Source organism: Pseudomonas sp. KB-10 (assembly GCF_018221585.1).
GTDB lineage: Bacteria > Pseudomonadota > Gammaproteobacteria > Pseudomonadales > Pseudomonadaceae > Aquipseudomonas > Aquipseudomonas yangonensis.
Genome location: NZ_QYYB01000008.1, coordinates 149,840 through 172,104, shown reverse-complemented (window position 1 = coordinate 172,104; position 22,265 = coordinate 149,840). Strand labels below are relative to the sequence as shown.

At 61.5% G+C, this 22,265-nt stretch carries 23 protein-coding genes; 18 read left to right on the top strand and 5 right to left on the bottom strand.

Annotation, left to right across the window (positions count from 1 at the left end; all coding sequences use genetic code 11):
- Positions 1-141: 141 nt before the first annotated feature.
- Positions 142-423: a pyrimidine/purine nucleoside phosphorylase gene (ppnP, locus tag DXK50_RS20875; protein ID WP_024308040.1), complete on the bottom strand. Its 282-nt coding sequence runs from the start codon at positions 421-423 to the stop codon at positions 142-144.
- Between the two features lie 139 nt (positions 424-562).
- A complete protein-coding gene (locus DXK50_RS20870) occupies positions 563-1,111 on the bottom strand; it encodes a 3'-5' exonuclease (protein WP_212631610.1) in 549 nt (182 codons plus the stop codon).
- A gap of 121 nt (positions 1,112-1,232) precedes the next feature.
- Here DXK50_RS20870 and DXK50_RS20865 point away from each other — a divergent pair, with 121 nt between their 5' ends.
- From DXK50_RS20865 to DXK50_RS20855, 3 genes are all read left to right on the top strand, one after another.
- Entirely contained in the window at positions 1,233-2,105 is an 873-nt protein-coding gene (locus tag DXK50_RS20865) for an NAD(P)-dependent oxidoreductase (protein WP_212631609.1), read from the top strand.
- Positions 2,106-2,178: 73 nt separating this feature from the next.
- Positions 2,179-2,430: a YkgJ family cysteine cluster protein gene (locus tag DXK50_RS20860; RefSeq protein WP_212631608.1), complete on the top strand. Its 252-nt coding sequence runs from the start codon at positions 2,179-2,181 to the stop codon at positions 2,428-2,430.
- A 66-nt stretch (positions 2,431-2,496) separates the two neighbouring features.
- Positions 2,497-3,096, top strand: coding sequence for an START domain-containing protein (locus DXK50_RS20855; RefSeq protein WP_212631607.1), 600 nt, complete (start codon positions 2,497-2,499; stop codon positions 3,094-3,096).
- 66 nt (positions 3,097-3,162) lie between these two features.
- On the opposite strand, the gene gltA is transcribed toward DXK50_RS20855, so the two are convergent.
- Positions 3,163-4,443: a citrate synthase gene (gene gltA, locus DXK50_RS20850; protein ID WP_161865464.1), complete on the bottom strand. Its 1,281-nt coding sequence runs from the start codon at positions 4,441-4,443 to the stop codon at positions 3,163-3,165.
- Positions 4,444-4,792: 349 nt separating this feature from the next.
- Here gltA and sdhC point away from each other — a divergent pair, with 349 nt between their 5' ends.
- From sdhC to DXK50_RS20790, 12 genes are all read left to right on the top strand, one after another.
- Positions 4,793-5,179, top strand: a complete 387-nt coding sequence (gene sdhC, locus DXK50_RS20845; RefSeq protein ID WP_212631606.1) for a succinate dehydrogenase, cytochrome b556 subunit — start codon at positions 4,793-4,795, stop codon at positions 5,177-5,179.
- Positions 5,173-5,541: a succinate dehydrogenase, hydrophobic membrane anchor protein gene (gene sdhD, locus DXK50_RS20840; protein WP_024308045.1), complete on the top strand. Its 369-nt coding sequence runs from the start codon at positions 5,173-5,175 to the stop codon at positions 5,539-5,541. The genes sdhC and sdhD overlap by 7 nt, the downstream gene beginning before the upstream one ends.
- Positions 5,542-5,544: 3 nt before the next feature.
- Positions 5,545-7,317: a succinate dehydrogenase flavoprotein subunit gene (gene sdhA, locus DXK50_RS20835; RefSeq protein WP_161865466.1), complete on the top strand. Its 1,773-nt coding sequence runs from the start codon at positions 5,545-5,547 to the stop codon at positions 7,315-7,317.
- An 11-nt stretch (positions 7,318-7,328) separates the two neighbouring features.
- Positions 7,329-8,036 carry a succinate dehydrogenase iron-sulfur subunit gene (locus DXK50_RS20830; RefSeq protein WP_161865467.1) on the top strand — a complete coding sequence of 236 codons (708 nt, stop codon included), beginning with the start codon at positions 7,329-7,331 and terminating at the stop codon, positions 8,034-8,036.
- A gap of 249 nt (positions 8,037-8,285) precedes the next feature.
- Entirely contained in the window at positions 8,286-11,114 is a 2,829-nt protein-coding gene (locus DXK50_RS20825; protein ID WP_161865468.1) for a 2-oxoglutarate dehydrogenase E1 component, read from the top strand.
- 65 nt (positions 11,115-11,179) lie between these two features.
- A complete protein-coding gene (gene odhB / locus DXK50_RS20820) occupies positions 11,180-12,415 on the top strand; it encodes a 2-oxoglutarate dehydrogenase complex dihydrolipoyllysine-residue succinyltransferase (RefSeq protein ID WP_161865469.1) in 1,236 nt (411 codons plus the stop codon).
- 66 nt (positions 12,416-12,481) lie between these two features.
- Positions 12,482-13,918 carry a dihydrolipoyl dehydrogenase gene (gene lpdA / locus DXK50_RS20815; protein WP_161865470.1) on the top strand — a complete coding sequence of 479 codons (1,437 nt, stop codon included), beginning with the start codon at positions 12,482-12,484 and terminating at the stop codon, positions 13,916-13,918.
- A gap of 245 nt (positions 13,919-14,163) precedes the next feature.
- Complete coding sequence (gene sucC / locus DXK50_RS20810; protein ID WP_013715386.1) at positions 14,164-15,330, top strand: ADP-forming succinate--CoA ligase subunit beta; 1,167 nt, start codon at positions 14,164-14,166, stop codon at positions 15,328-15,330.
- Positions 15,330-16,217, top strand: coding sequence for a succinate--CoA ligase subunit alpha (sucD, locus tag DXK50_RS20805; protein WP_003240843.1), 888 nt, complete (start codon positions 15,330-15,332; stop codon positions 16,215-16,217). Before sucC ends, sucD begins: the two co-directional genes overlap by 1 nt.
- 355 nt (positions 16,218-16,572) lie before the next feature.
- Entirely contained in the window at positions 16,573-17,886 is a 1,314-nt protein-coding gene (gene brnQ / locus DXK50_RS20800; RefSeq protein WP_212631605.1) for a branched-chain amino acid transport system II carrier protein, read from the top strand.
- A gap of 104 nt (positions 17,887-17,990) precedes the next feature.
- Positions 17,991-18,725 carry a DUF599 domain-containing protein gene (locus DXK50_RS20795; RefSeq protein ID WP_212631604.1) on the top strand — a complete coding sequence of 245 codons (735 nt, stop codon included), beginning with the start codon at positions 17,991-17,993 and terminating at the stop codon, positions 18,723-18,725.
- Positions 18,722-19,114, top strand: a complete 393-nt coding sequence (locus DXK50_RS20790; RefSeq protein WP_212631603.1) for an MAPEG family protein — start codon at positions 18,722-18,724, stop codon at positions 19,112-19,114. The genes DXK50_RS20795 and DXK50_RS20790 overlap by 4 nt, the downstream gene beginning before the upstream one ends.
- A 69-nt stretch (positions 19,115-19,183) precedes the next feature.
- Here DXK50_RS20790 and DXK50_RS20785 read toward each other — a convergent pair whose 3' ends face one another.
- Both DXK50_RS20785 and DXK50_RS20780 read right to left on the bottom strand, forming a co-directional pair.
- A complete protein-coding gene (locus DXK50_RS20785) occupies positions 19,184-19,519 on the bottom strand; it encodes a hypothetical protein (protein ID WP_233787560.1) in 336 nt (111 codons plus the stop codon).
- A 97-nt stretch (positions 19,520-19,616) separates the two neighbouring features.
- Positions 19,617-19,892, bottom strand: coding sequence for a hypothetical protein (locus DXK50_RS20780; protein WP_161865474.1), 276 nt, complete (start codon positions 19,890-19,892; stop codon positions 19,617-19,619).
- Positions 19,893-20,039: 147 nt separating this feature from the next.
- Between DXK50_RS20780 and DXK50_RS20775 the strand changes: the two genes are divergently transcribed.
- Genes DXK50_RS20775 through DXK50_RS20765 form a run of 3 tightly spaced genes read left to right on the top strand, consistent with a single transcriptional unit; the run spans position 20,040 to position 22,243 of the window.
- Positions 20,040-20,492, top strand: a complete 453-nt coding sequence (locus tag DXK50_RS20775; RefSeq protein WP_161865475.1) for a PaaI family thioesterase — start codon at positions 20,040-20,042, stop codon at positions 20,490-20,492.
- Positions 20,489-20,935, top strand: coding sequence for a PaaI family thioesterase (locus tag DXK50_RS20770; RefSeq protein ID WP_024308057.1), 447 nt, complete (start codon positions 20,489-20,491; stop codon positions 20,933-20,935). The genes DXK50_RS20775 and DXK50_RS20770 overlap by 4 nt, the downstream gene beginning before the upstream one ends.
- 60 nt (positions 20,936-20,995) lie before the next feature.
- Positions 20,996-22,243, top strand: coding sequence for an MFS transporter (locus DXK50_RS20765; protein WP_212631602.1), 1,248 nt, complete (start codon positions 20,996-20,998; stop codon positions 22,241-22,243).
- The last annotated feature ends 22 nt before the right edge of the window (positions 22,244-22,265 follow it).

The following is a 22,265-nucleotide window of genomic DNA, read 5'->3' as shown; positions in this document are numbered from 1 at the left end:
AGGCCTTTGAAAAAACGTAGGCGAGGCAGGCAAGACAAGGCAAAAACGACCGAAAAAGCGGAGTTTACGAGCTGTAAATGAGCATTTTGAGGTCGTTTTTAACGCGGGATTGCCAACGCAGGTAGTTTTTTAAACGGCCTGTTAGCGGTATTCGCAGAGGTAGGCGGTATCTACGGCCACCTTGAGCTGGAACTTGCTGTTGGCCTCGACGGTGAACTGGCTGCCGGCCTCATAGGTGTTCCAGCTGTCGCTGCCCGGCAGTTTCACGGTCAGGGCACCGGCCACTACATGCATGACTTCCAGCTGGCTGGTGCCGAACTCATATTCGCCCGGGGCCATCACACCGATGGTGGCGGGACCTTCGGCCATGGCGAAGCCGATGGATTTGACGGTGCCGTCGAAGTACTCGTTGACCTTGAACATCTGCGATTCCTCAGAGGGGAGTGAATAGATTGCCGGGGAGCCGTTCGTAACACCGCCTTGCGACGGGACGAAGAGTGGCTGCCATACGTGGCGGACCATAAAAGGGTCGCCAGTATGCCCAAGCGGCTTTTCTTCGTCATCAGTCTTTGAGCGGCAGCACCAGCGGCAGCAGGCGCGCGGTATTACGGGCGTCCTCGAGGGCTCGGTGCTGTTGCCCCTGAAACTGCATGCCGGCCAGCTGCAGTGCGCTGTGCAGGCCGACCGGGCGTTGCAGTTGGCGGGCCTTGGCGAATGCCTGTTTCAGATTCAGATGGGGCACGTCAGCCAGCAGGCTGTGCACCTGATGCCGGCGCCATTCCTGCTCCAGCTGGCGGCGGTCGTAGTCGCCCCAACTGCTCCAGCCGACCAGGCGCGATGCGTGCTGCGTCAGCCAGCGCTCGAACTGGGCCCAGACCTGTGGCATTGGCGCGGCGCTGTCGATATCGGCCTGGGTGATGTGGGTGAGCTCGCGGCAGAAGTCGGTCAGGCATGGGCGCCGCTGTGGTTTGACGAAGCGCTGAAAGTGATCGCGCTCGTGGCCGTCAGCGCCGACCAGGCTGGCACCGATCTCTATGATTTCCATTTCTTCCATCGGCCAGCCACCTTCGTCGGTCGTGGCTTCCAGGTCGATGACCAACCAATGTCCCATTGGCGCTCCTAATCGTTCGCAAGGCCTCGCTCGGGGCCGATTGGCAGGCAGTATGGAAGGCCTTTCCGGCCAGGGCAAACGTCGTGTTAGGCTCTGCGGCCTATGTCCGCAGGAGGTTGTTATGGCAAAGGTCGCATTTATCGGCTTGGGCGTTATGGGATATCCGATGGCCGGGCATCTTGCCCGTAATGGGCATCAGGTGACGGTCTACAACCGTTCGCCGGGCAAGGCCGAGCAGTGGGTGGCGGAATATGCCGGCAGCAGCGCGCCGACCCCGCGCGAGGCGGCGGCAGGTGCCGAGCTGGTGATGTGTTGCGTCGGCAACGATGACGACCTGCGCAGCGTGATTCTGGGTGAGCAGGGCGCCTTTGCCGGTATGGCCCCGGGCGCCATTCTGGTCGATCACACCACCGCTTCGGCCGATGTGGCGCGCGAGCTGGCGGCGGTCGCGGTCGAGCGTGGTCTGGGGGCTCTCGATGCGCCTGTGTCCGGTGGCCAGGCTGGTGCGGTCAATGGCGCGCTGACCGTGATGGTCGGTGGCGAGCAGCAAGCCTATGCAGTGGCAGAGCCGGTGATCCAGTGCTATGCACGGATGATGCGGCTGATGGGGCCGGCTGGCAGCGGCCAGCTGAGCAAGATGGTCAACCAGATCTGCATCGCCGGCCTGGTGCAGGGGCTGGCCGAGGCCTTGAACTTCGCCCAGTGCGCGGGCCTCGATGGCCATGCGGTCGTCGATGTGATCAGCAAGGGTGCTGCGCAGTCGTGGCAGATGGAGAACCGCTACAAGACCATGCTGGCTGGCGAGTTCGACTTCGGCTTCGCAGTCGACTGGATGCGCAAGGACCTTTCCATCGTGCTCGAGGAATCGCGTCGCAATGGCGCGCAGCTGCCGGTGACAGCGCTGGTCGATCAGTTCTATGCCGACGTTCAGGGCATGGGTGGCGGCCGCTGGGATACCTCCAGCCTGGTGGCGCGTCTGCAGCGTAACCGCTGATCGCAAAAGGCCTCGACGGACGGCGCGCGCCTCATTAGGATCGCCGCCGTTCGTTTGTAGTCGAGGTCGTTTCATGGAGTGTCGTGCCGGTTGCGGTGCCTGCTGCATCGCGCCTTCCATCAGCTCGCCGATCCCTGGCATGCCCAATGGCAAGCCGGCTGGCGTGCGCTGCATTCACCTCAATGCCGAGTTTCTCTGCGCCATTTTCGGTCGCCCGGAGCGTCCCGCGGTCTGCGCCGGGTTCAAGGCCGAGGCTGAGCTGTGTGCCGACGGACGTGAAAGCGCCATTCGCCTGCTGGGTTGGCTGGAGCAGGCCACTGCCTGAGGATCTGAACCGTTTGCGACCCGTTTGGGTCGAATCGCAAACAGTCCCACCGGGAGTTGCTTGAAGATGATGCGTTATTCCGTTCTGGCCATGCTGTTGTGTGCGACTGCTGCCCAGGCTGCCGAAAGGCAGTGGCAGCTGGAGCGTGAAGAGGAGGGCGTCAGCGTGTATCTGGCTGACGTACCGGGTTCGAAATACAAGGCTTACCGCGGTGTGGTGACAATCAATGGCGATCTGGCTGCCGTGCAGGCTGCGCAGGAGGATGTCGAGGGTTCCTGCGCCTGGATCTTCAGTTGTCAGCAACAGCGCCTGCTGGAAACCAAAGGCGATGTGAGCGAGCTGTACACCCGCTTCGAAATGCCCTGGCCGGTGAAAGCGCGTGATTCGGTGATTCAGGTGACGACTCGAACCGATGCCGATGGCAGTGTCACCCGGCTGCTCAAGGCGGTGCCGGATCGCCTGCCGGAGGAAAAGGATTTCGTGCGCGTGCAGCGCGTCGATGGGCAGTGGCACCTGAAACCTTTGGATGGTGGCAGGGTGGAAGTGACGTACGAGGTGCATACCGAGCCGGGCGGCAGCGTGCCGTCGTGGCTGGCCAACAGTTTCGTCGTCGATGCGCCGCTGCAGACGCTGCAGGGTTTGCGGGCGAAAGTGGAAAAGCGCTGAAGCACGAGTTCTTCGCCAAATAAAAAAGGCTGCCAGATTGGCAGCCTTTTTTGTCTCGCGGCGCTATCAGTCGCGGTCGGCGGGCAGGTCGCGCTGCTCGTAACCGGTGTACAGCTGGCGCGGACGGCCGATCTTGTACGGGCCGGAGAGCATTTCCTTCCAGTGCGAGATCCAGCCCACGGTGCGTGCCAGGGCGAAAATCACGGTGAACATCGAGGTCGGAATACCGATGGCCTTGAGGATGATGCCCGAGTAGAAGTCCACGTTCGGGTAGAGGTTGCGCTCCTTGAAGTAAGGATCGTTACGCGCGATCTCTTCCAGCTTCATCGCCAGTTCCAGCTGCGGATCGTTGATGCCCAGCTCGGCCAGGACTTCGTCGCAGGTCTGCTTCATGACCTTGGCGCGCGGGTCGAAGTTCTTGTACACGCGGTGGCCGAAGCCCATCAGCTTGAACGGATCGTCCTTGTCCTTGGCCTTGGCCACGAACTTGTCGATATTGTCCACGCTGCCGATCTCGTCGAGCATGGTCAGTACGGCTTCGTTGGCGCCGCCGTGTGCCGGGCCCCACAGCGCGGCGATGCCGGCAGCGATACAGGCGAACGGGTTGGCGCCCGAGGAGCCAGCCAGGCGTACGGTGGAGGTGGAGGCGTTCTGCTCATGGTCGGCGTGGAGGATGAAGATCTTGTCCATCGCCTTGGCCAGCACCGGGCTGATCGGTTTGATCTCGCACGGGGTGTTGAACATCATGTGCAGGAAGTTTTCCGCGTAGTTCAGGTCGTTGCGCGGGTACATCATGGGCTGGCCCATGGAGTACTTGTAGGTCATGGCGGCGATGGTCGGCATCTTGGCCACCAGGCGCATGGCCGATACTTCGCGGTGCTGCGGATTCTTGATGTCCAGCGAGTCATGGTAGAAGGCGGACAGGGCGCCGACTACACCACACATGATGGCCATCGGGTGGGCATCACGGCGGAAGCCGTTGAAAAAGGTCTTCAGTTGCTCGTGAACCATGGTGTGGTTCTTGATGGTGCTGACGAACTTGGCCTTTTCTTCCTTGCTCGGCAGTTCGCCGTTGAGCAGCAGGTAGCAGGTTTCCAGGTAGTCGGACTTCTCGGCGAGCTGCTCGATGGGGTAGCCGCGGTGCAGCAGGACCCCTTTGTCGCCGTCGATGTAGGTGATCTTCGACTCGCAGGAGGCGGTCGACATGAAACCAGGATCAAAGGTGAACCGACCCGTGGCGGTCAGGCTCCGCACATCTATTACTTCGGGACCAACAGTGCCGGTCAGAACGGGCAGTTCGACGGGGGCATTGCCCTCGATGATCAACTGCGCTTTTTTGTCAGCCATATGTGGCCTCCTAGTTATGCTTGAAATCATCAGACAGCCCCCCACGCAGGGCCCGCACCACTATAGTGGGATAAATCCGAAAGTCAATTTGCGAGAACCCTGACAGTAGAAGGGTTTGCGCGGGGTTTTCAGCGAAAAAAGGCCGCTATTTACGCCATTTGTTTAAAGGCTGCAATGCGCTTTTTGGGGTAGGGCATTGCATTGTCATTAGTCTGCTAACTGTCTATACTCTGCGCCCGACCGCCAGGGGCTTTGCGGCCATATCATGGCGGTCGTCACTCCTTGGGTGATGGGTACCTGACCAGTGCACTTCCCAACAACTTTGCCCTGATAGTTAGGGGCTCTCAGTGTGATAAAAGCCGTGAATAGCCAACGACCTGTAAACCTAGACCTTAGGACTATCAAGCTCCCAGTCACCGCTTACACCTCCATTCTTCACCGTATCTCCGGTGTCATCCTCTTTGTCGGTATCGCCATTTTGCTGTTCGGCCTCGACAAGTCGCTGACCTCCGAAGAGGGCTTCGCCCAGGTGAAAGAATGCCTGGCCAGTCCGCTGGCCAAGTTCGTGATCTGGGGTCTTCTGTCCGCTCTGCTGTATCACCTGGTGGCCGGCGTGCGCCACTTGATCATGGACATGGGCATCGGCGAGACGCTGGAAGGCGGCAAGCTGGGCTCGAAAATCGTCATCGCCGTTGCGGCGGTCGTGATCGTGCTGCTGGGGGTGTGGATATGGTAACTAATGTCACGAATTTCTCGCGTTCGGGCCTCTATGACTGGATGGCGCAACGCGTTTCTGCGGTCGTTCTCGCGGCTTATACGCTGTTCTTGCTGGGCTATGTGATCTGCAATCCGGGCATGGGCTACGCCGAATGGCATGGTCTGTTCTCGCATACCGCAATGCGCATTTTCAGTCTGCTGGCGCTGGTTGCACTGAGTGTGCACGCCTGGGTCGGCATGTGGACCATTTCCACCGACTACCTGACGCCGATGGCGCTGGGCAAGTGGGCGACTGGTGTGCGTTTCCTGTTCCAGGCCGTGTGTGGCATCGCCATGTTCGCGATGTTCGTCTGGGGCGTGCAGATTCTGTGGGGTTTCTGATTCATGGCTAGCATTCGTACTCTTTCCTATGACGCCATCATCGTGGGTGGCGGCGGCGCCGGCATGCGTGCTGCTCTGCAGCTGGCTCAGGGCGGTCACAAGACTGCCGTAGTTACCAAGGTGTTCCCGACTCGTTCGCACACCGTCTCCGCTCAGGGTGGCATTACCTGCGCCATCGCCTCGGCCGACCCGAACGATGATTGGCGCTGGCACATGTACGATACCGTCAAGGGCTCCGATTACATCGGTGACCAGGACGCTATCGAATACATGTGCTCCGTCGGCCCGGAAGCCGTGTTCGAGCTCGAGCACATGGGTCTGCCGTTCTCCCGTACCGAGCAGGGCCGCATCTATCAGCGTCCGTTCGGTGGTCAGTCCAAGGGGCCGGACAATCCGACCCAGGCTGCCCGTACCTGCGCTGCTGCCGACCGTACCGGTCACGCGCTGCTGCACACCCTGTACCAGGCCAACCTCAAGGCCGGCACCTCGTTCCTCAACGAGTGGTACGCCGTTGACCTGGTGAAGAACCAGGACGGCGCCATCGTCGGCATCATCGCCATCTGCATCGAGACTGGCGAAACCGTCTACATCCGCTCCAAGGCCGTGGTTCTGGCCACTGGCGGTGCCGGTCGTATCTACGCCTCCACCACCAACGCCCTGATCAACACCGGTGACGGCGTGGGCATGGCCCTGCGTGCCGGCGTGCCGGTGCAGGACATCGAAATGTGGCAGTTCCACCCGACCGGTATCGCCGGCGCCGGTGTACTGGTCACCGAAGGCTGCCGTGGTGAAGGTGGTTACCTGATCAACGCCCATGGCGAACGCTTCATGGAGCGTTACGCGCCGAACGCCAAGGACCTCGCCGGTCGTGACGTGGTCGCTCGTTCCATGGTCAAGGAAGTGATCGCCGGCAACGGCTGTGGCCCGAACAAGGATCACGTGCTGCTCAAGCTCGATCACCTCGGTGAAGAAGTGCTGCACAGCCGCCTGCCGGGCATCTGCGAACTGTCCAAGACCTTCGCCCACGTCGACCCTGTGGTCGCGCCGGTTCCGGTCATCCCGACCTGCCACTACATGATGGGCGGCGTTGCCACCAACATTCATGGCCAGGCCATCACTCAGGACGCCAACGGCAACGACAAGATCATCGAAGGTCTGTTCGCCGTAGGTGAAGTCGCCTGCGTATCGGTGCACGGTGCCAACCGTCTGGGCGGCAACTCGCTGCTGGACCTGGTGGTGTTCGGCCGCGCTGCCGGTCTGCACCTGGAAAAAGCGCTCAAGGAAGGTGTCGAGGTGCGTGGCGCCAGCGAGACCGACATCGAGCAGTCGCTGGCCCGCCTGGCCGGCGTCAACGAGCGCAGCACTGGCGAAGAAGTCGCGCCGCTCAAGCGCGAGCTGCAACAGTGCATGCAGAACTACTTCGGTGTATTCCGTACCGGCGAATACATGCAGAAGGGCATCCAACAACTGGCCGACCTGCGCGAGCGTATCGCCAAGGTGAAAATCTCCGACAAGAGCCAGGCGTTCAACACTGCGCGTATCGAAGCGCTGGAACTGCAAAACCTGCTCGAAGTCGCCGAAGCGACCGCGGTTGCGGCCGAGGCTCGTAAAGAGTCCCGTGGCGCCCACGCTCGTGAAGACTTCGAAGAGCGCGATGATCAGAACTGGCTGTGCCACTCCCTGTACTTCCCGGGCGAGAAGCGCGTAGCCAAGCGTGACGTGAACTTCGCGCCGAAGACCGTTCCGGCATTTGAACCCAAGGTTCGGACTTATTAAGGGTGACTGATATGTTGCAAGTCAGTGTTTATCGCTACAACCCGGAGAAGGACGCTGCTCCGTTCATGCAGGACTTCCAGATCGACACCAACGGCAAGGACATCATGGTCCTGGACGTGCTGGCGCTGATCAAGGAACAGGATGAAGGCTTCTCCTATCGTCGCTCCTGCCGTGAGGGCGTTTGCGGCTCCGACGGTATGAACATCAACGGCAAGAACGGTCTGGCCTGCATCACCCCGCTGTCCGCAGCTGGGCTGAAAGGCGGCAAGCTGGTGATCCGTCCGCTGCCGGGTCTGCCGGTCATTCGTGACCTGGTCGTTGACATGAGCATCTTCTACAAGCAGTACGAGAAGGTGCAGCCGTTCCTGCAGAACGACACGCCGGCACCGGCCATCGAGCGCCTGCAGTCGCCGGAAGAGCGCGAGAAGCTCGACGGTCTATACGAGTGCATTCTGTGCGCTTGCTGCTCGACCAGCTGCCCGTCGTTCTGGTGGAATCCGGACAAGTTCCTCGGTCCCGCTGCGCTGCTGCAGGCCTATCGTTTCCTGGCCGACAGCCGTGACACCAAGACCGCCGAACGTCTGGCATCGCTGGACGATCCGTTCAGCGTGTTCCGCTGCCGCGGCATCATGAACTGCGTGAACGTGTGCCCCAAGGGTCTGAACCCGACCAAGGCCATCGGTCACGTGCGTAACATGCTGCTGCAGAGCGGTACCTGATTCGCGACTTGCTATACCTGTAACACCTGCGAGTCCGGCTTCGGTCGGCCTCGCAGTAAAGCCAGAGCCTCAGCCCACAAAGCCGCGGCTCATACTCGAAAAATATGACGACCAGCAGGGGCATCCGGGCTGGTACCCGGACTATCTGCGGGAACCCAATTGGCTTTATCCGAGTCGCAGCAACATGACTTTGATTGGAGCCATGCGGTATTCACGCCGGTGGTGTCCCCTTACCGAGGGTGACCAAGCATGCAAGAAAGCGTGATGCAGCGCATGTGGGACAGTGCCCACCTATCCGGTGGCAACGCTGCCTACGTGGAAGAGCTCTACGAGCTCTACCTGCACGATCCCAACGCTGTGCCAGAAGAGTGGCGCACATACTTCCAGAAGTTGCCGACCGGCAGCGCTGCAACGGACGTGTCGCATTCGACCATTCGCGATCATTTCGTCCTGCTCGCCAAGAATTCGCGTCGTGCCCAGCCGGTTTCCGCCGGGGCCGTCAGCAGCGAGCACGAAAAGAAGCAGGTGGAAGTTCTGCGTCTGATCCAGGCCTACCGCATGCGTGGCCATCAGGCCGCCCAGCTCGACCCTCTGGGTCTGTGGGTGCGCACTGCGCCGTCTGACCTGTCGATCAATCACTACGGCCTGACCGACGCGGATCTGGACACCACTTTCCGCACCGGTGAGCTGTACATCGGCAAAGAGGAGGCAACGCTACGCGAAATCCGCGATGCGCTGCAGCAGACATATTGTCGCACCATCGGTGCCGAGTTCACCCATATCGTCGATTCCGGTCAGCGCAACTGGTTCGCCCAGCGTCTGGAAAGCGTGCGCGGTCGCCCGCAGTTTTCCGCTGAGGTGCAGGCGCACGTGCTCGAGCGCGTTACCGCTGCCGAAGGTCTGGAAAAGTACCTGGGCACCAAGTACCCGGGCACCAAGCGTTTCGGCCTGGAAGGCGGCGAAAGCCTGATTCCGCTGCTGGACGAGATCATCCAGCGTTCGGGTTCCTACGGCACCAAGGAAATCGTCATCGGCATGGCCCACCGTGGCCGTCTGAACGTCCTGGTCAACACCTTCGGCAAGAATCCGCGCGACCTGTTCGACGAGTTCGAAGGCAAGAAGACCGAAGGGCTGTCCTCCGGTGACGTGAAGTACCACCAAGGCTTCTCGTCCAACGTCATGACTGCCGGCGGCGAAGTGCACCTGGCGCTGGCGTTCAACCCCTCGCACTTGGAAATCGTTTCCCCGGTGGTCGAGGGTTCGGTACGTGCCCGTCAGGATCGCCGCAACGACGCCAGTGGCGACAAGGTGCTGCCGATCTCCATCCACGGCGATGCGGCATTCGCCGGTCAGGGCGTGGTCATGGAAACCTTCCAGATGTCGCAGACTCGCGGCTACAAGACTGGCGGTACCATCCACATCGTGATCAACAACCAGGTTGGTTTCACCACCAGCCGTCCGGAAGATGCGCGCTCCACCGAGTACGCTACCGACGTCGCCAAGATGATCCAGGCGCCGATCTTCCACGTGAATGGCGATGATCCGGAAGCCGTGATGTTCGTCACCCAGCTGGCCGTCGATTACCGCATGCAGTACAAGCGCGACGTGGTCATCGACCTGGTCTGCTACCGCCGCCGCGGCCACAACGAGGCTGACGAGCCGAACGGCACCCAGCCGCTGATGTATCAGCAGATCGCCAAGCAGCGCACCACTCGTGAGCTGTACGCCGACGCCCTGATTGCTGCTGGCTCGCTGAGCAGCGATGACGTGCAGGCCAAGATTGACGACTACCGTACTGCGCTGGACAACGGCCAGCACGTGGTCAAGAGCCTGGTCAAGGAGCCCAACAAGGAACTGTTCGTCGACTGGCGTCCGTACCTGGGACACGCCTGGACCGCGCGTCACGATACCCGTTTCGATCTGAAGACCTTGCAGGATCTGTCCTCCAAGCTGCTGGAAATTCCGGAAGGCTTCCTGGTTCAGCGTCAGGTGGCGAAGATCCTCGAAGACCGTCAGAAGATGGGCGCGGGCGGCTTGCCGATCAACTGGGGCTTCGCCGAGACCATGGCTTATGCCACGCTGCTGGTCGAAGGTCACCCGATCCGTATGACCGGTCAGGACATCGGGCGCGGCACCTTCTCGCACCGTCATGCGGTGCTGCACAATCAGAAGGACGCCTCGACCTACGTTCCGCTGAAGAACCTGTACGAAGGTCAGCCGAAGTTCGAGCTGTACGATTCCTACCTCTCCGAGGAAGCCGTACTGGCATTCGAATACGGCTATGCCACCACCACGCCGAATGCGCTGGTGATCTGGGAAGCCCAGTTCGGCGACTTCGCCAACGGCGCCCAGGTGGTATTCGACCAGTTCATCTCCAGCGGCGAGACCAAGTGGGGCCGTCTCTGCGGTCTGACCGTTCTGCTGCCGCATGGCTATGAAGGGCAGGGGCCTGAGCACAGCTCGGCGCGTCTGGAGCGTTACCTGCAGCTGTGCGCCGAGCACAACATGCAGGTCTGCGTACCGACCACCCCGGCGCAGGTCTACCACATGCTGCGTCGCCAGGTGATCCGTCCGCTGCGCAAGCCGCTGGTGGTCCTGACTCCGAAGTCGTTGCTGCGTCACAAACTGGCCATCTCGACCCTGGAAGATCTGGCCGAAGGCTCCTTCCAGACCGTGATCGGCGAGATCGATTCGCTGGATCCGAAGAAGGTCGAGCGCATGATCCTGTGCAGCGGCAAGGTTTACTACGACCTGCTGGAGAAGCGTCGTGCCGAGGGTCGCGAAGACATCGCCATCGTGCGTATCGAGCAGCTCTATCCGTTCCCGGAAGACGACCTGGCCGAAGCACTGGCGCCGTACAAGAACCTCAAGCACATCGTCTGGTGTCAGGAAGAGCCGATGAACCAGGGCGCCTGGTACTGCAGTCAGCACCACATGCGTCGTGTCGCCACCGCACACAAGAAGTCGTTGTTCTTGGAGTACGCCGGTCGTGATGCGTCGGCAGCGCCGGCTTGCGGTTATGCCTCGATGCACGCGGAGCAGCAGGAAAAACTGCTGCAGGACGCCTTTACTGTTTAACGCCTTCATCCGTCAGGTGGCAGGTGCCACCTGGCGGTAAAACCGAATTTAAGGAAACGCATACAATGGCTATCGAGATCAAAGCCCCAACCTTCCCGGAATCGGTTGCCGACGGCACCGTGGCCACCTGGCACAAGAAGCCGGGCGAAGCGGTCAAGCGCGATGAGCTGATCGTCGACATCGAAACCGACAAGGTGGTGATCGAAGTCCTGGCCGAGGCCGATGGTGTCCTGGCTGAAATCATCAAGAACGAAGGCGACACCGTTCTCTCCAACGAGCTGCTGGGCAAGCTGACTGAAGGTGGCGCTGCCGCCGCTGCTCCGGCAGCCGCTCCGGCAGCCGCCGCTGCTCCAGCCCAAGCCGAGGCTGCTGCTCCGGCTGCCGCTGCAGGCGACGACGCCATCCTCTCGCCGGCCGCGCGCAAGCTGGCCGAAGAGAACGGCATCGACCCGAACAGCATCGCCGGCACCGGTAAAGGTGGCCGTGTGACCAAGGAAGACGTGGTCGCTGCTGTCGAAGCCAAGAAGAACGCTCCGGCTGCCGCTGCCAAACCAGCCGCTGCTCCGGCTGCTGCCGCTCCGGTCGTCGCCACTGGCGATCGCACCGAGAAGCGTGTGCCGATGACCCGCCTGCGCGCCAAGATCGCCGAGCGCCTGGTCGAAGCTCAGTCTTCCATGGCCATGCTGACCACCTTCAACGAAGTGGACATGACCGAAGTCATGGCGCTGCGTTCGAAGTACAAGGACCTGTTCGAGAAGTCCCACAATGGCGTGCGCCTGGGCTTCATGTCGTTCTTCGTCAAGGCTGCTACCGAGGCGCTGAAGCGCTTCCCGGCCGTCAACGCGTCGATCGACGGCAACGACATCGTTTACCATGGCTATGCGGACATCGGCGTTGCCGTTTCCAGCGACCGTGGCCTGGTAGTTCCGGTACTGCGTAACGCCGAGCTGATGAGCCTGGCTGAAATCGAAAGTGGCATCGCCACCTTCGGCAAGAAGGCACGTGACGGCAAGCTGTCGATCGAGGAAATGACCGGCGGCACCTTCACCATCACCAACGGTGGTACCTTCGGCTCGATGATGTCGACTCCGATCGTCAACCCGCCGCAGGCCGCGATCCTGGGTATGCACAACATCATCCAGCGTCCGATGGCCATCAACGGTCAGGTGGTGATTCGTCCGATGATGTACCTGGCGCTGTCTTACGACCATCGCCTGATCGATGGTAAGGAAGCCGTGACCTTCCTGGTGACCATCAAGAACTTGCTTGAAGACCCGGCTCGCCTGCTGCTGGAAATCTAAAAGCCAGTCTCCTCCACGACGGCCCTGTTTTCAGGGCCGTCCGGTTTATTCGAGAAGGAATACGTTATGACCCAGAAATTCGACGTGGTAGTCATCGGTGCCGGCCCTGGTGGCTACGTAGCCGCCATCAAAGCAGCGCAGCTCGGTCTGAAGACCGCCTGCATCGAGAAATACCAGGGCAAGGACGGCAAGATCGCTCTCGGTGGTACCTGCCTGAACGTCGGCTGCATTCCCTCCAAGGCGTTGCTGGACAGCTCCTGGAAGTACCATGAAGCGAAGGAAGGCTTCGCCGTGCACGGCATCGAAGCCAAGGGCGTCACCATCGACGTTCCGGCGATGATCGGGCGCAAGGCCAACATCGTTAAGAACCTGACCGGCGGCATCGGCGCACTGTTCAAGGCCAACGGCGTGACCCTGCTCGAAGGCCACGGCAAGCTGCTGGCCGGCAAGCAGGTCGAAGTCACCGGTACCGACGGCAAGACCCAGGTGGTCGAAGGCGCCCACGTGATCATCGCTTCCGGTTCCAAGCCGGTCGAGATCCCGCCGGCCCCGGTCGATCAGGACGTGATCGTCGATTCCACCGGCGCCCTGGAATTCCAGAGCGTGCCGAAGAAGCTTGGTGTGATCGGTGCGGGCGTGATCGGTCTGGAGCTGGGTTCGGTCTGGGCCCGCCTGGGCGCCGAAGTGACCGTGCTGGAAGCCATGGACAAGTTCCTTGCCGCCGCCGATGAGCAGATCGCCAAGGAAGCTCAGAAGACCCTGACCAAGCAGGGCCTGGACATCCGCCTGGGCGCGCGCGTCACCGCTACCGAAGTCAAGAAGAAGCAGGTGACCGTCACCTTCACCGATGCCAATGGCGAGCAGAAGATGGTGTTCGACAAGCTGATCGTGGCCGTCGGCCGTCGCCCGGTGACCACCGATCTGCTGGCTGCCGATAGCGGCGTGGATCTGGACGAGCGTGGTTACATCTTCGTCAACGACCAGTGCGAAACCAGCGTTCCGGGCGTATACGCCATCGGTGACGTGGTGCGCGGCATGATGCTGGCTCACAAGGCGTCGGAAGAGGGCGTGATGGTCGCCGAGCGCATCGCCGGCCACAAGGCGCAGATGAACTACGACCTGATCCCGTCCGTGATCTACACCCACCCGGAAATCGCATGGGTCGGCAAGACCGAGCAGCAGCTCAAGGCCGAAGGCATTGCCGTCAATGTCGGCACCTTCCCGTTCGCTGCCAGCGGCCGTGCCATGGCTGCCAACGATACCGGTGGTCTGGTCAAGGTCATCGCTGACGCCAACACCGACCGCGTACTGGGCGTTCACGTGATCGGCCCAAGCGCTGCCGAACTGGTGCAGCAGGGTGCGATCGGCATGGAATTCGGCACCAGCGCCGAAGACCTGGGCATGATGGTCTTCTCCCACCCGACTCTGTCCGAGGCGCTGCACGAAGCTGCCCTGGCGGTGAATGGTGGCGCGATCCATATCGCCAACCGCAAGAAGCGCTAAGCGTCAGAAGTGGCTGGGCCGTCAGCCCAGCCACACAAATTGTTGTAAGCCGCCATGATAGGCGGGGCGTCGCGTAATCGCCCCATCGCTGCGGCGGTGTTTGCAAGCAGAACCACGTCGGGTGGCCCGCGTCGAGTTCGACTCGCGGCGGAAGGCCCGGCGGACTGCTTCGGCAGTCACAGGTGGCGCGGTATCACAAGTACAGCGCCGAATGCGCAATACCTAAACGAAGACGGTAGACAAGCATGAATCTTCACGAGTATCAGGGTAAGCAGCTGTTCGCTGAATACGGCCTGCCCGTATCCAAGGGCTTCGCGGTAGACACCCCCGAAGAAGCCGCAGAAGCCTGCGAAAAAATCGGCGGCAGCGAGTGGGTCGTCAAGGCTCAGGTCCACGCTGGTGGCCGCGGCAAAGCCGGTGGCGTAAAGCTGGTCAAGAGCAAAGAAGACGCCAAGGCCTTCGCCGCCAACTGGCTGGGCAAGCGTCTGGTGACCTACCAGACTGACGCCAATGGTCAGCCGGTCAGCAAAATCCTGGTCGAATCCTGCACCGACATCGCCAAGGAACTGTACCTGGGCGCCGTCGTGGACCGCTCCAGCCGTCGCATTGTGTTCATGGCTTCCACCGAAGGTGGCGTGGACATCGAGAAAGTGGCCCACGAAACCCCTGAGAAGATCCTCAAGGCCACCGTCGATCCGCTGGTCGGCGCGCAGCCGTACCAGGGCCGCGAGCTGGCTTTCCAGCTGGGTCTGGAAGGTGATCAGGTCAAGCAGTTCACCCACATTTTCGTTGGCCTGGCCAAGCTGTTCCAGGACTACGACCTGGCTCTGCTCGAAGTGAACCCGCTGGTGATCAAGGCTGACGGCAACCTGCACTGCCTGGATGCCAAGATCAACATCGACTCCAACGCCATGTACCGTCAGCCCAAGCTGCGCGCCATGCACGATCCGTCCCAGGACGATCCGCGTGAAGCCCATGCGCAGAAGTGGGAGCTGAACTACGTTGCGCTGGAAGGCAACATCGGTTGCATGGTCAACGGTGCCGGCCTGGCCATGGGCACCATGGACATCGTCAACCTGCACGGCGGTCAGCCGGCCAACTTCCTCGACGTAGGTGGTGGCGCGACCAAAGAGCGCGTGACCGAAGCGTTCAAGATCATCCTCTCCGATGACAACGTCAAAGCCGTTCTGGTGAACATCTTCGGCGGTATCGTTCGTTGCGACATGATTGCCGAAGGCATCATCGGCGCCGTGAAAGAAGTCGGCGTGAAGATCCCGGTGGTCGTCCGCCTGGAAGGTAACAACGCCGAGCTGGGCGCCAAGGTCCTGGCTGACAGCGGTCTGAACATCATCGCGGCAACCAGCCTGACCGACGCTGCCCAGCAGGTCGTCAAGGCCGCGGAGGGTAAGTAATGAGCATCCTGATCAACAAAGACACCAAGGTCATCTGCCAGGGCTTCACCGGCTCGCAGGGCACCTTCCACAGCGAACAAGCCATCGCCTACGGCACCAAGATGGTCGGCGGCGTTACTCCGGGCAAGGGTGGCAGCACTCACCTGGGCCTGCCGGTGTTCAACACCGTCAAGGAAGCCGTGGAAGCCACTGGCGCTGAAGCGTCGGTGATCTACGTTCCGGCTCCGTTCTGCAAGGACTCGATCCTGGAAGCGGCCAACGGCGGCATCAAGCTGATCGTCTGCATCACCGAAGGCATCCCGACCATCGACATGCTGGAAGCCAAGGTCAAGTGCGACGAACTGGGCGTACGCCTGATCGGCCCGAACTGCCCGGGCGTGATCACTCCCGGCGAGTGCAAGATCGGCATCATGCCGGGTCACATCCACCTGCCAGGCAAAGTCGGCATCGTGTCCCGTTCGGGCACCCTGACCTACGAAGCCGTGAAGCAGACCACCGACGCCGGCTTCGGCCAGTCCACCTGCGTGGGCATCGGCGGTGACCCCATCCCGGGTTCCAACTTCATCGACATCCTGAAGCTGTTCCAGGAAGATCCGAAGACCGAAGCGATCGTCATGATCGGTGAGATCGGCGGTTCGGCCGAGGAAGAAGCGGCTGCCTTCATCAAGGCCAACGTCACCAAGCCAGTGGTTTCCTACATCGCTGGTGTGACCGCTCCTCCCGGCAAGCGCATGGGCCACGCTGGCGCCATCATCTCCGGCGGCAAGGGCACTGCAGACGAGAAGTTCGCTGCACTGCAGGACGCGGGTGTGAAAACCGTGCGTTCCCTGGCTGACATCGGCAAGGCCCTGGCCGAGCTGACCGGCTGGGAAGTCAAGAACGCCTAAGCGTTTCTGACCCTCGCAAAAAAGGCCACCTTCGGGTGGCCTTTTTGTTGCTGACGCTTTTATGCAAGCCGGCTTTCCTGGCCAGGAGCAGGTTGAGAAGGCAAGAATTGTGCGATTGGCCTTGCGCCAACTGTTATCGATGCGACAGGCAGTTACGCCAGTTCGACAGCTCGCCCCGCAACTGTGCTGCTGCAGAGCGCTTTTCGTTAGTATTCGCGGCTTACCGTGTCCGTGGCGCCACAAGCGCCTGGCGATGCATGCAGTGGTTCGAGCCATACGCTCGGGCGACGTTTCCCGAATCCCTCAAGGAAACCTCCCGCAACTCTTCGATTTCCTGCTTGTGGTATTTCCCCTTATGACTCGTTTGAAAGGCTCGGACCTCCTGGCCCTCGGCTTTATGACCTTTGCGCTGTTTCTGGGCGCCGGTAATATCATCTTTCCGCCCAGCGCCGGTCTGGCGGCTGGCGAGAATCTGCTTCCCGCAGCGCTCGGCTTTCTGTTGACCGGCGTCGGCCTGCCACTGCTGACCGTTGTGGCCCTAGCGCGTGTCGGCGGCGGCATGGACCTGCTCACAGCACCCCTGGGCAGGATTGCCGGCGCCATCCTCGCGGTAGCGGTGTACCTGGCTATCGGCCCGCTGTTCGCCACGCCGCGCACGGCTGTGGTTTCGTTCGAGATGGGCATCGCGCCGTTCACCGGTAACGAAGGCACGCCGCTGCTGATCTACACATTGGTGTACTTCGCTGCGGTGTTGTTCCTCTCTCTCAATCCGGGGCAACTGGTCGATCGCATCGGCAAGTTCATCACCCCGGTACTGCTGGCTGCGTTGCTGGTGCTGGGCGGCGCTGCCTTGTTCGCTCCGGCCGGCGAGATCGGCGTGGTCGCCGAGAATTATCGTGAGGCGCCGCTGGTGCAGGGCTTCCTGCAGGGTTACCTGACCATGGATACCCTGGGTGCACTGGTCTTCGGTATCGTCATCGCCAGCGCCATCCGTGATCGCGGCATCAGCGATGCCGGGCTAGTGACCCGCTACTCGGTGATCGCCGGCATCATCGCCGCCATCGGCCTGTCGCTGGTATATCTGGCGCTGTTCTACCTCGGCGCCACCAGCCAGGGTATCGCCGGTGATGCGCAGAACGGTGTGCAGGTACTGACCACTTATGTGCAGCACACCTTCGGCACCACTGGCAGCCTGCTGTTGGCTGTGGTCATCACCCTGGCATGCCTGACCACCGCGGTTGGCCTGCTCACCGCCTGTGGCGAGTTCTTCAGCAAACTGCTGCCGGTGTCCTATCGCAGCGTGGTGATCGTCTTCGGGCTGTTCAGCCTGGGCGTGGCCAATCAGGGCCTGACCCAGCTGATCAGTTTCTCCATTCCGGTGCTGGTCGGTCTGTATCCGCTGGCTATCGTGCTGGTCGCACTGAGCCTGGCCAATCGTCTGTGGGTTTCCCAGGCGCTGGTGTTCATGCCGGTGATGGCCGTTACGCTGGTCTTCGGTATTGCCGACGGTGTTGCCGCGACCCCTTGGGCAGACAAGGTTCCCGCCTGGTTCGGACAATTGCCGCTGGCCGGTCAGAGCCTGGGCTGGCTGGTGCCGGTGGCGGTAACCCTGGCCGTGGTGGTGGTGCTGGATCGCATCCTCGGCCTGCGCCAGAGCGCCACGGCTTAACTCCTGAGCGAAACAAACAAGGCTGCCCACAAGGCGGCCTTTTTTGTGGCGCAAGAAAACGGGGCGGCTGGCTATAATCGGCAGCAGTCTTACAAGGAGTTGGCATGCTCAACAGCTATCCGTACCTGCCTCATATTCTGGCTGCACTCTGGTTCGTCATCTGCTGGGGCGGCTATACCCGCTACGCTTCGGTCAAGGCGCAAACCACCCCGTGCCTTGCCAGCGTCCTGCATCTGTACCGTGAAGACTGGATGCGCCGCATGCTGCTGCGTGACAACCGCATCGCCGATGCCAACGTGATCGGCAACCTCGAGCGCAACGCGTCGTTCTTCGCCTCCAGCACGCTGATCATCCTGGCCGGTATTCTCACCGTGCTGGGTGCCTCCGACCGTGCGCTGTCGCTATTGGCCGACATTCCCTTCGTGCAGCAGGCCAGTCGTGGGCTGTCGGAAATCAAGCTGTTGTGCCTGGGTATCATCTTCGTCTATGCCTTCTTCACCTTCAGTTGGTGCATGCGCCAGTACAACTTTGCAGCGGTGCTGGTGGGCTCGGCGCCGATGGTAGGGGAGCGACACGTGACCGAGCAGGAACGCAAGGCCTTCGGCGAGCGCACGGCTCGCGTGATTTCCATGGCCGCCAACCAATTCAACTTCGGCTTGCGCGCCTATTATTTCGGTATGGCGACACTGGCCTGGTTCATCAACCCCTGGTTCTTCATGCTGGTGACTGCCGGTGTGGTGATGGTGCTGTATCGCCGAGAGTTTCATTCGGATGTGCTGGAAGTGATGGTCTATACCCCAACGCCGGCCGCCGAGGTGGCCAAGGAGAAGAGTGAATGAGCATTCCGTTCTGGTGCGTGTTCATCAGCGCCTTGTTGATCTTCATCGCCAAGGCGCCACTGGCCAAAGCCATGGCCGAAGAGGGCGGCGGGCGCTATGACAATCATCATCCGCGTGCGCAGCAGGCGCGCCTGACCGGGTTCGGTGCCCGTGCCCTGGCCGCCCATCTCAACAGCATCGAGGCATTTCCCTTGTTCGCGGCTGGCGTGCTGATGGCGCACACCACGCAAACCTACGGCTTTCTGATCGATGCGCTGGCGATCGTCTTCGTCGTCAGCCGCGTGCTTTATCTGCTGTTCTACTGGTGGGACCTGCACTGGCAGCGCAGTCTCGTGTGGGTGGTGGGTCTGGCCTGCAGCCTGCTGCTCATGCTCAGTCCGGCGCTGTAAAACGCGATTGGCAGAAACGACAAGGCCCGCTTCGAGCGGGCCTTGTCGTTCCAGCGAAGAAGAGGGGGCTTATCGGCCTTCGGCCGCGTCACTGATCTCGTCACCAGCGTCGTCGATCGCGTCGGCAGCGTCGTCAGCCGCATCCTCGATCTTCTCGCCCGTGGTCGGTTCGGTGCCCATCACTTCATCGGTTTTCTGTTCGATGGCTTCACCGGCTTGCTCGGCTGCTTCACCCATGGATTCGGCCGCTTCGGAAACGGACTCTTTGGCGGACTCCATCTTGTCTTCAGCGGATTGTTCACAAGCCGCCAGGCCTAACATGGCCGCGAGCAGCAGGGCATAGGTAAATGGTTTTTGCACGGTTACGTCTCCAAGTGTGATGCGGATGATGGCATGTGGCGTCATCCGTGCTACTTGGAGCGAGCAAGCGAAGCGAAGTTCCGAGGCGCAGAAAAACCGAACCCGCACAGTGGGTGCGGGTTCGGCGCTGAGTCAGTGCGGATTACTGATTGGCCGGCTCGGCTGGTGCTGCAGATGGGGTGGCCGGCTGTCCCGATTCATTTTGAGGGGCTGGCATCGGCTCCGGAGTTTGTTGGCGTTGCTCCTCGGCCCGTTCCTGGGCCGCTTCGTTACGCTCCTCGGCCGCTTCGTTCAGCGACTCCTGCGCCTCGGACTGCGCTTCACGGGCGTCTTCGGCGGCATTCTCGGAGGGTTTGTCACAGGCAGCCAGGCCCAGGGTGGCAGCTAGCATGACGGCATAAGCGAGTGTTTTCTGCATGTTGTTCTCCTTGGGAAAAATGCCATTACATTTTTTCGAAAGAGCAGAGCGTCATAAGTTCATTGTCGTTGCGTTCGACAGGTCGTGCCGCGTCCGTTACCTGGCGCTATCATGCGCGACCTTGCGTCGCCATCATGAGGTAAGAGGATGAGCACTTCCCCAGTTCTGGATCGCGCCCAGCGCTTTCTGTCGGCCCTGCGCCATTGCCAGGTGCTCGGCCTGCAGGTGCATACGGCAGGCGCCGAGGGCCTGACGCTGCGCCTGCCGTACAGCCAGCATATCGTCGGTAACCCGGACAGCGGGGTGATCCACGGCGGTGCGATCACCACATTGATGGACACTACCTGCGGCATTTCCACCGTGTGCGTGCTGCAGGAGTTCGAGATCTGCCCGACCCTGGATCTGCGCATCGACTATATGCACCCGGCCGAGCCGGGCAAGGATGTGTTCGGTTTCGCCGAGTGCTACCGGGTCACGCCTCATGTCATCTTCACCCGCGGCTACGCCTATCAGGACGATCCCGAGCAGCCCATCGCCCACGTGGTCGGAACCTTCATGCGCATGGGCAAGGTCAGTGCGGGCAAGGGAGCAAAGGCATGAGCGAGCTGAATCTGGAGCAACTGGTGGCGCGCGCCCATCAGGAAAATGACTACGACCCGCTGATCAACCTGATTCCCTATGCCAAGCTCCTCGGCATCGAGTGCCTGCGCCTGGGTGACGACATGGTCTTCCGCCTGCCGGCCAACCAGGACTGTATCGGCAACCCCATGCTGCCGGCGCTGCACGGCGGGGTGATCGCCGGTTTCATGGAGCATGCCGCCATGCTGCATCTGCTGATGTTCATGGGCATTCCACATTTGCCGAAAATCATCGACTTCTCGATAGATTACCTGCGCGCCGGTCATTATCGTGACACCTATGCGCAATGCCAGGTCTGGCGCCAGGGGCGGCGGGTGGCCAACGTGGCGATCACCGCCTGGCAAACCACCCAGACCGAGCCCATCGCCACCGCCCGCGCCCACTTCAAGGTCGATGAACCCTGAGTTGTGCCTGGCAACCTGTGCGGCTTGGCAGCGCAGCAAATAAAGACAAGGACTCTGTAGATGGATGCGTTGCTGATTATTGGTGGCCTGCTGCTGATGCTGGCCGGTCTGGTCTGGCTGGTGATGCGCGCTTTCGCCACCAGTCTGTTGTGGGGATGGGGCAGTCTGATACCGCCGATCACGCTGTTCTACATCATCCGTCACTGGGCGCGTGCCCGCAGCGCGGTCGCGCTGGTCGGACTTGGCGTCATTCCCCTGGTGGTAGGTCTGACGCTGCTCGCCAGCAAGGACGCCGAGCGTCTGGCAGCGATCATTCGCCTGGACTGGCTCAAGCCGGAAGTACAGGCGCCGGCGGAGTTGGCCATCGATCTGGCTGGTGAGCTCAATGGCCAACCATTTCGACCGCAGCAGGGTGAGCTGATCGACGGCGTGCTGGTGCTGCGCGAGGGGCTCGACTTCTTCGCCCTGCGCGAACTGAACATTCGCCTGCCGCAGCCTGTCGACGGCCCGGTGCGTGTCGACGTCCTGCCGCAGGACAACGGCAACTTGCCGGAGGTCGAGCTGAGCTGGTTGCTGCCGGAGCAGGACTTGCCCGAGGCGCGCCGTCTGAGCCGAGGTTACACCCTACATCTGGATCTGCAGCCCCAGGCGCCGAACCGCCTTGTCGGCGACTTCCATCTGGTATTGCCGCCTCGCTTCAAGACCAGCCTCAGTGGTCGTGTCGAGCTTTACCGTGATCGTCTGCGTTATGTCGATGGCCAGGTCCATACGCGTTTCGATTCCCGCGACACCATCGCCCATGTGTTGCACGATTACCTGCAACGGCGCTTCGCCACACGCGAAGTGCGCGAGTTGAAGCTGCCGGTATTCACCTTCGAGGGTGATGCTCTGGAGCTGCAGGTCGAGGCGCAGATCGACGGGCGTAGCGAGCGCCTGCCGGTGCGTCTGCAAAAGCGTTCCGAGCAGGGTTGGGCCGTGGATGGGGATCGTTTCCCGCCGCTGCCAGCCATCGCCGCGGCCCAGGCTGAGCGGCCGCGGGAAGTGGCTACGGTCGAGGAACGTCTGAGCCGCCCGGCCGACCGTCGGCAGCGCTTCAGCCTGGCGCGTCTGCAGCGCAATCCCGAGCAGTATCGCAACCTCAGCATGCGCCTGAGCCGTGCCAGTGGCGGCACGGTCGAGGGCCGTTTCGTCGGCATCGACGTCGACGGCAGTATTCGTCTGGCCCAGCAGATGGGCAGTGGCGGCGGGCAGGCCAGTTTCAGTTTCCGGCCGGAAGAAATCGGCCGTCTGGAGCTGCTCGAACCCTAAGCCCTTGAAATTGATCATACTG

What these genes read in the sequence shown, in the direction of transcription:
- DXK50_RS20770 (WP_024308057.1), top strand. Translation starts at nt 20,489, where the DNA reads ATGAGCGAGCTGAATCTGGAGCAACTGGTGGCGCGCGCCCATCAGGAA.
- DXK50_RS20765 (WP_212631602.1), top strand. Translation starts at nt 20,996, where the DNA reads ATGGATGCGTTGCTGATTATTGGTGGCCTGCTGCTGATGCTGGCCGGT.
- DXK50_RS20870 (WP_212631610.1), bottom strand. Translation starts at nt 1,111, where the DNA reads ATGGGACATTGGTTGGTCATCGACCTGGAAGCCACGACCGACGAAGGT.
- brnQ (WP_212631605.1), top strand. Translation starts at nt 16,573, where the DNA reads ATGACTCGTTTGAAAGGCTCGGACCTCCTGGCCCTCGGCTTTATGACC.
- DXK50_RS20830 (WP_161865467.1), top strand. Translation starts at nt 7,329, where the DNA reads ATGTTGCAAGTCAGTGTTTATCGCTACAACCCGGAGAAGGACGCTGCT.
- DXK50_RS20825 (WP_161865468.1), top strand. Translation starts at nt 8,286, where the DNA reads ATGCAAGAAAGCGTGATGCAGCGCATGTGGGACAGTGCCCACCTATCC.
- DXK50_RS20795 (WP_212631604.1), top strand. Translation starts at nt 17,991, where the DNA reads ATGCTCAACAGCTATCCGTACCTGCCTCATATTCTGGCTGCACTCTGG.
- odhB (WP_161865469.1), top strand. Translation starts at nt 11,180, where the DNA reads ATGGCTATCGAGATCAAAGCCCCAACCTTCCCGGAATCGGTTGCCGAC.
- sdhD (WP_024308045.1), top strand. Translation starts at nt 5,173, where the DNA reads ATGGTAACTAATGTCACGAATTTCTCGCGTTCGGGCCTCTATGACTGG.
- DXK50_RS20780 (WP_161865474.1), bottom strand. Translation starts at nt 19,892, where the DNA reads ATGCAGAAAACACTCGCTTATGCCGTCATGCTAGCTGCCACCCTGGGC.
- DXK50_RS20865 (WP_212631609.1), top strand. Translation starts at nt 1,233, where the DNA reads ATGGCAAAGGTCGCATTTATCGGCTTGGGCGTTATGGGATATCCGATG.
- gltA (WP_161865464.1), bottom strand. Translation starts at nt 4,443, where the DNA reads ATGGCTGACAAAAAAGCGCAGTTGATCATCGAGGGCAATGCCCCCGTC.
- DXK50_RS20775 (WP_161865475.1), top strand. Translation starts at nt 20,040, where the DNA reads ATGAGCACTTCCCCAGTTCTGGATCGCGCCCAGCGCTTTCTGTCGGCC.
- sucD (WP_003240843.1), top strand. Translation starts at nt 15,330, where the DNA reads ATGAGCATCCTGATCAACAAAGACACCAAGGTCATCTGCCAGGGCTTC.
- sucC (WP_013715386.1), top strand. Translation starts at nt 14,164, where the DNA reads ATGAATCTTCACGAGTATCAGGGTAAGCAGCTGTTCGCTGAATACGGC.
- DXK50_RS20785 (WP_233787560.1), bottom strand. Translation starts at nt 19,519, where the DNA reads ATGACGCCACATGCCATCATCCGCATCACACTTGGAGACGTAACCGTG.
- DXK50_RS20860 (WP_212631608.1), top strand. Translation starts at nt 2,179, where the DNA reads ATGGAGTGTCGTGCCGGTTGCGGTGCCTGCTGCATCGCGCCTTCCATC.
- ppnP (WP_024308040.1), bottom strand. Translation starts at nt 423, where the DNA reads ATGTTCAAGGTCAACGAGTACTTCGACGGCACCGTCAAATCCATCGGC.
- DXK50_RS20855 (WP_212631607.1), top strand. Translation starts at nt 2,497, where the DNA reads ATGATGCGTTATTCCGTTCTGGCCATGCTGTTGTGTGCGACTGCTGCC.
- sdhA (WP_161865466.1), top strand. Translation starts at nt 5,545, where the DNA reads ATGGCTAGCATTCGTACTCTTTCCTATGACGCCATCATCGTGGGTGGC.
- lpdA (WP_161865470.1), top strand. Translation starts at nt 12,482, where the DNA reads ATGACCCAGAAATTCGACGTGGTAGTCATCGGTGCCGGCCCTGGTGGC.
- DXK50_RS20790 (WP_212631603.1), top strand. Translation starts at nt 18,722, where the DNA reads ATGAGCATTCCGTTCTGGTGCGTGTTCATCAGCGCCTTGTTGATCTTC.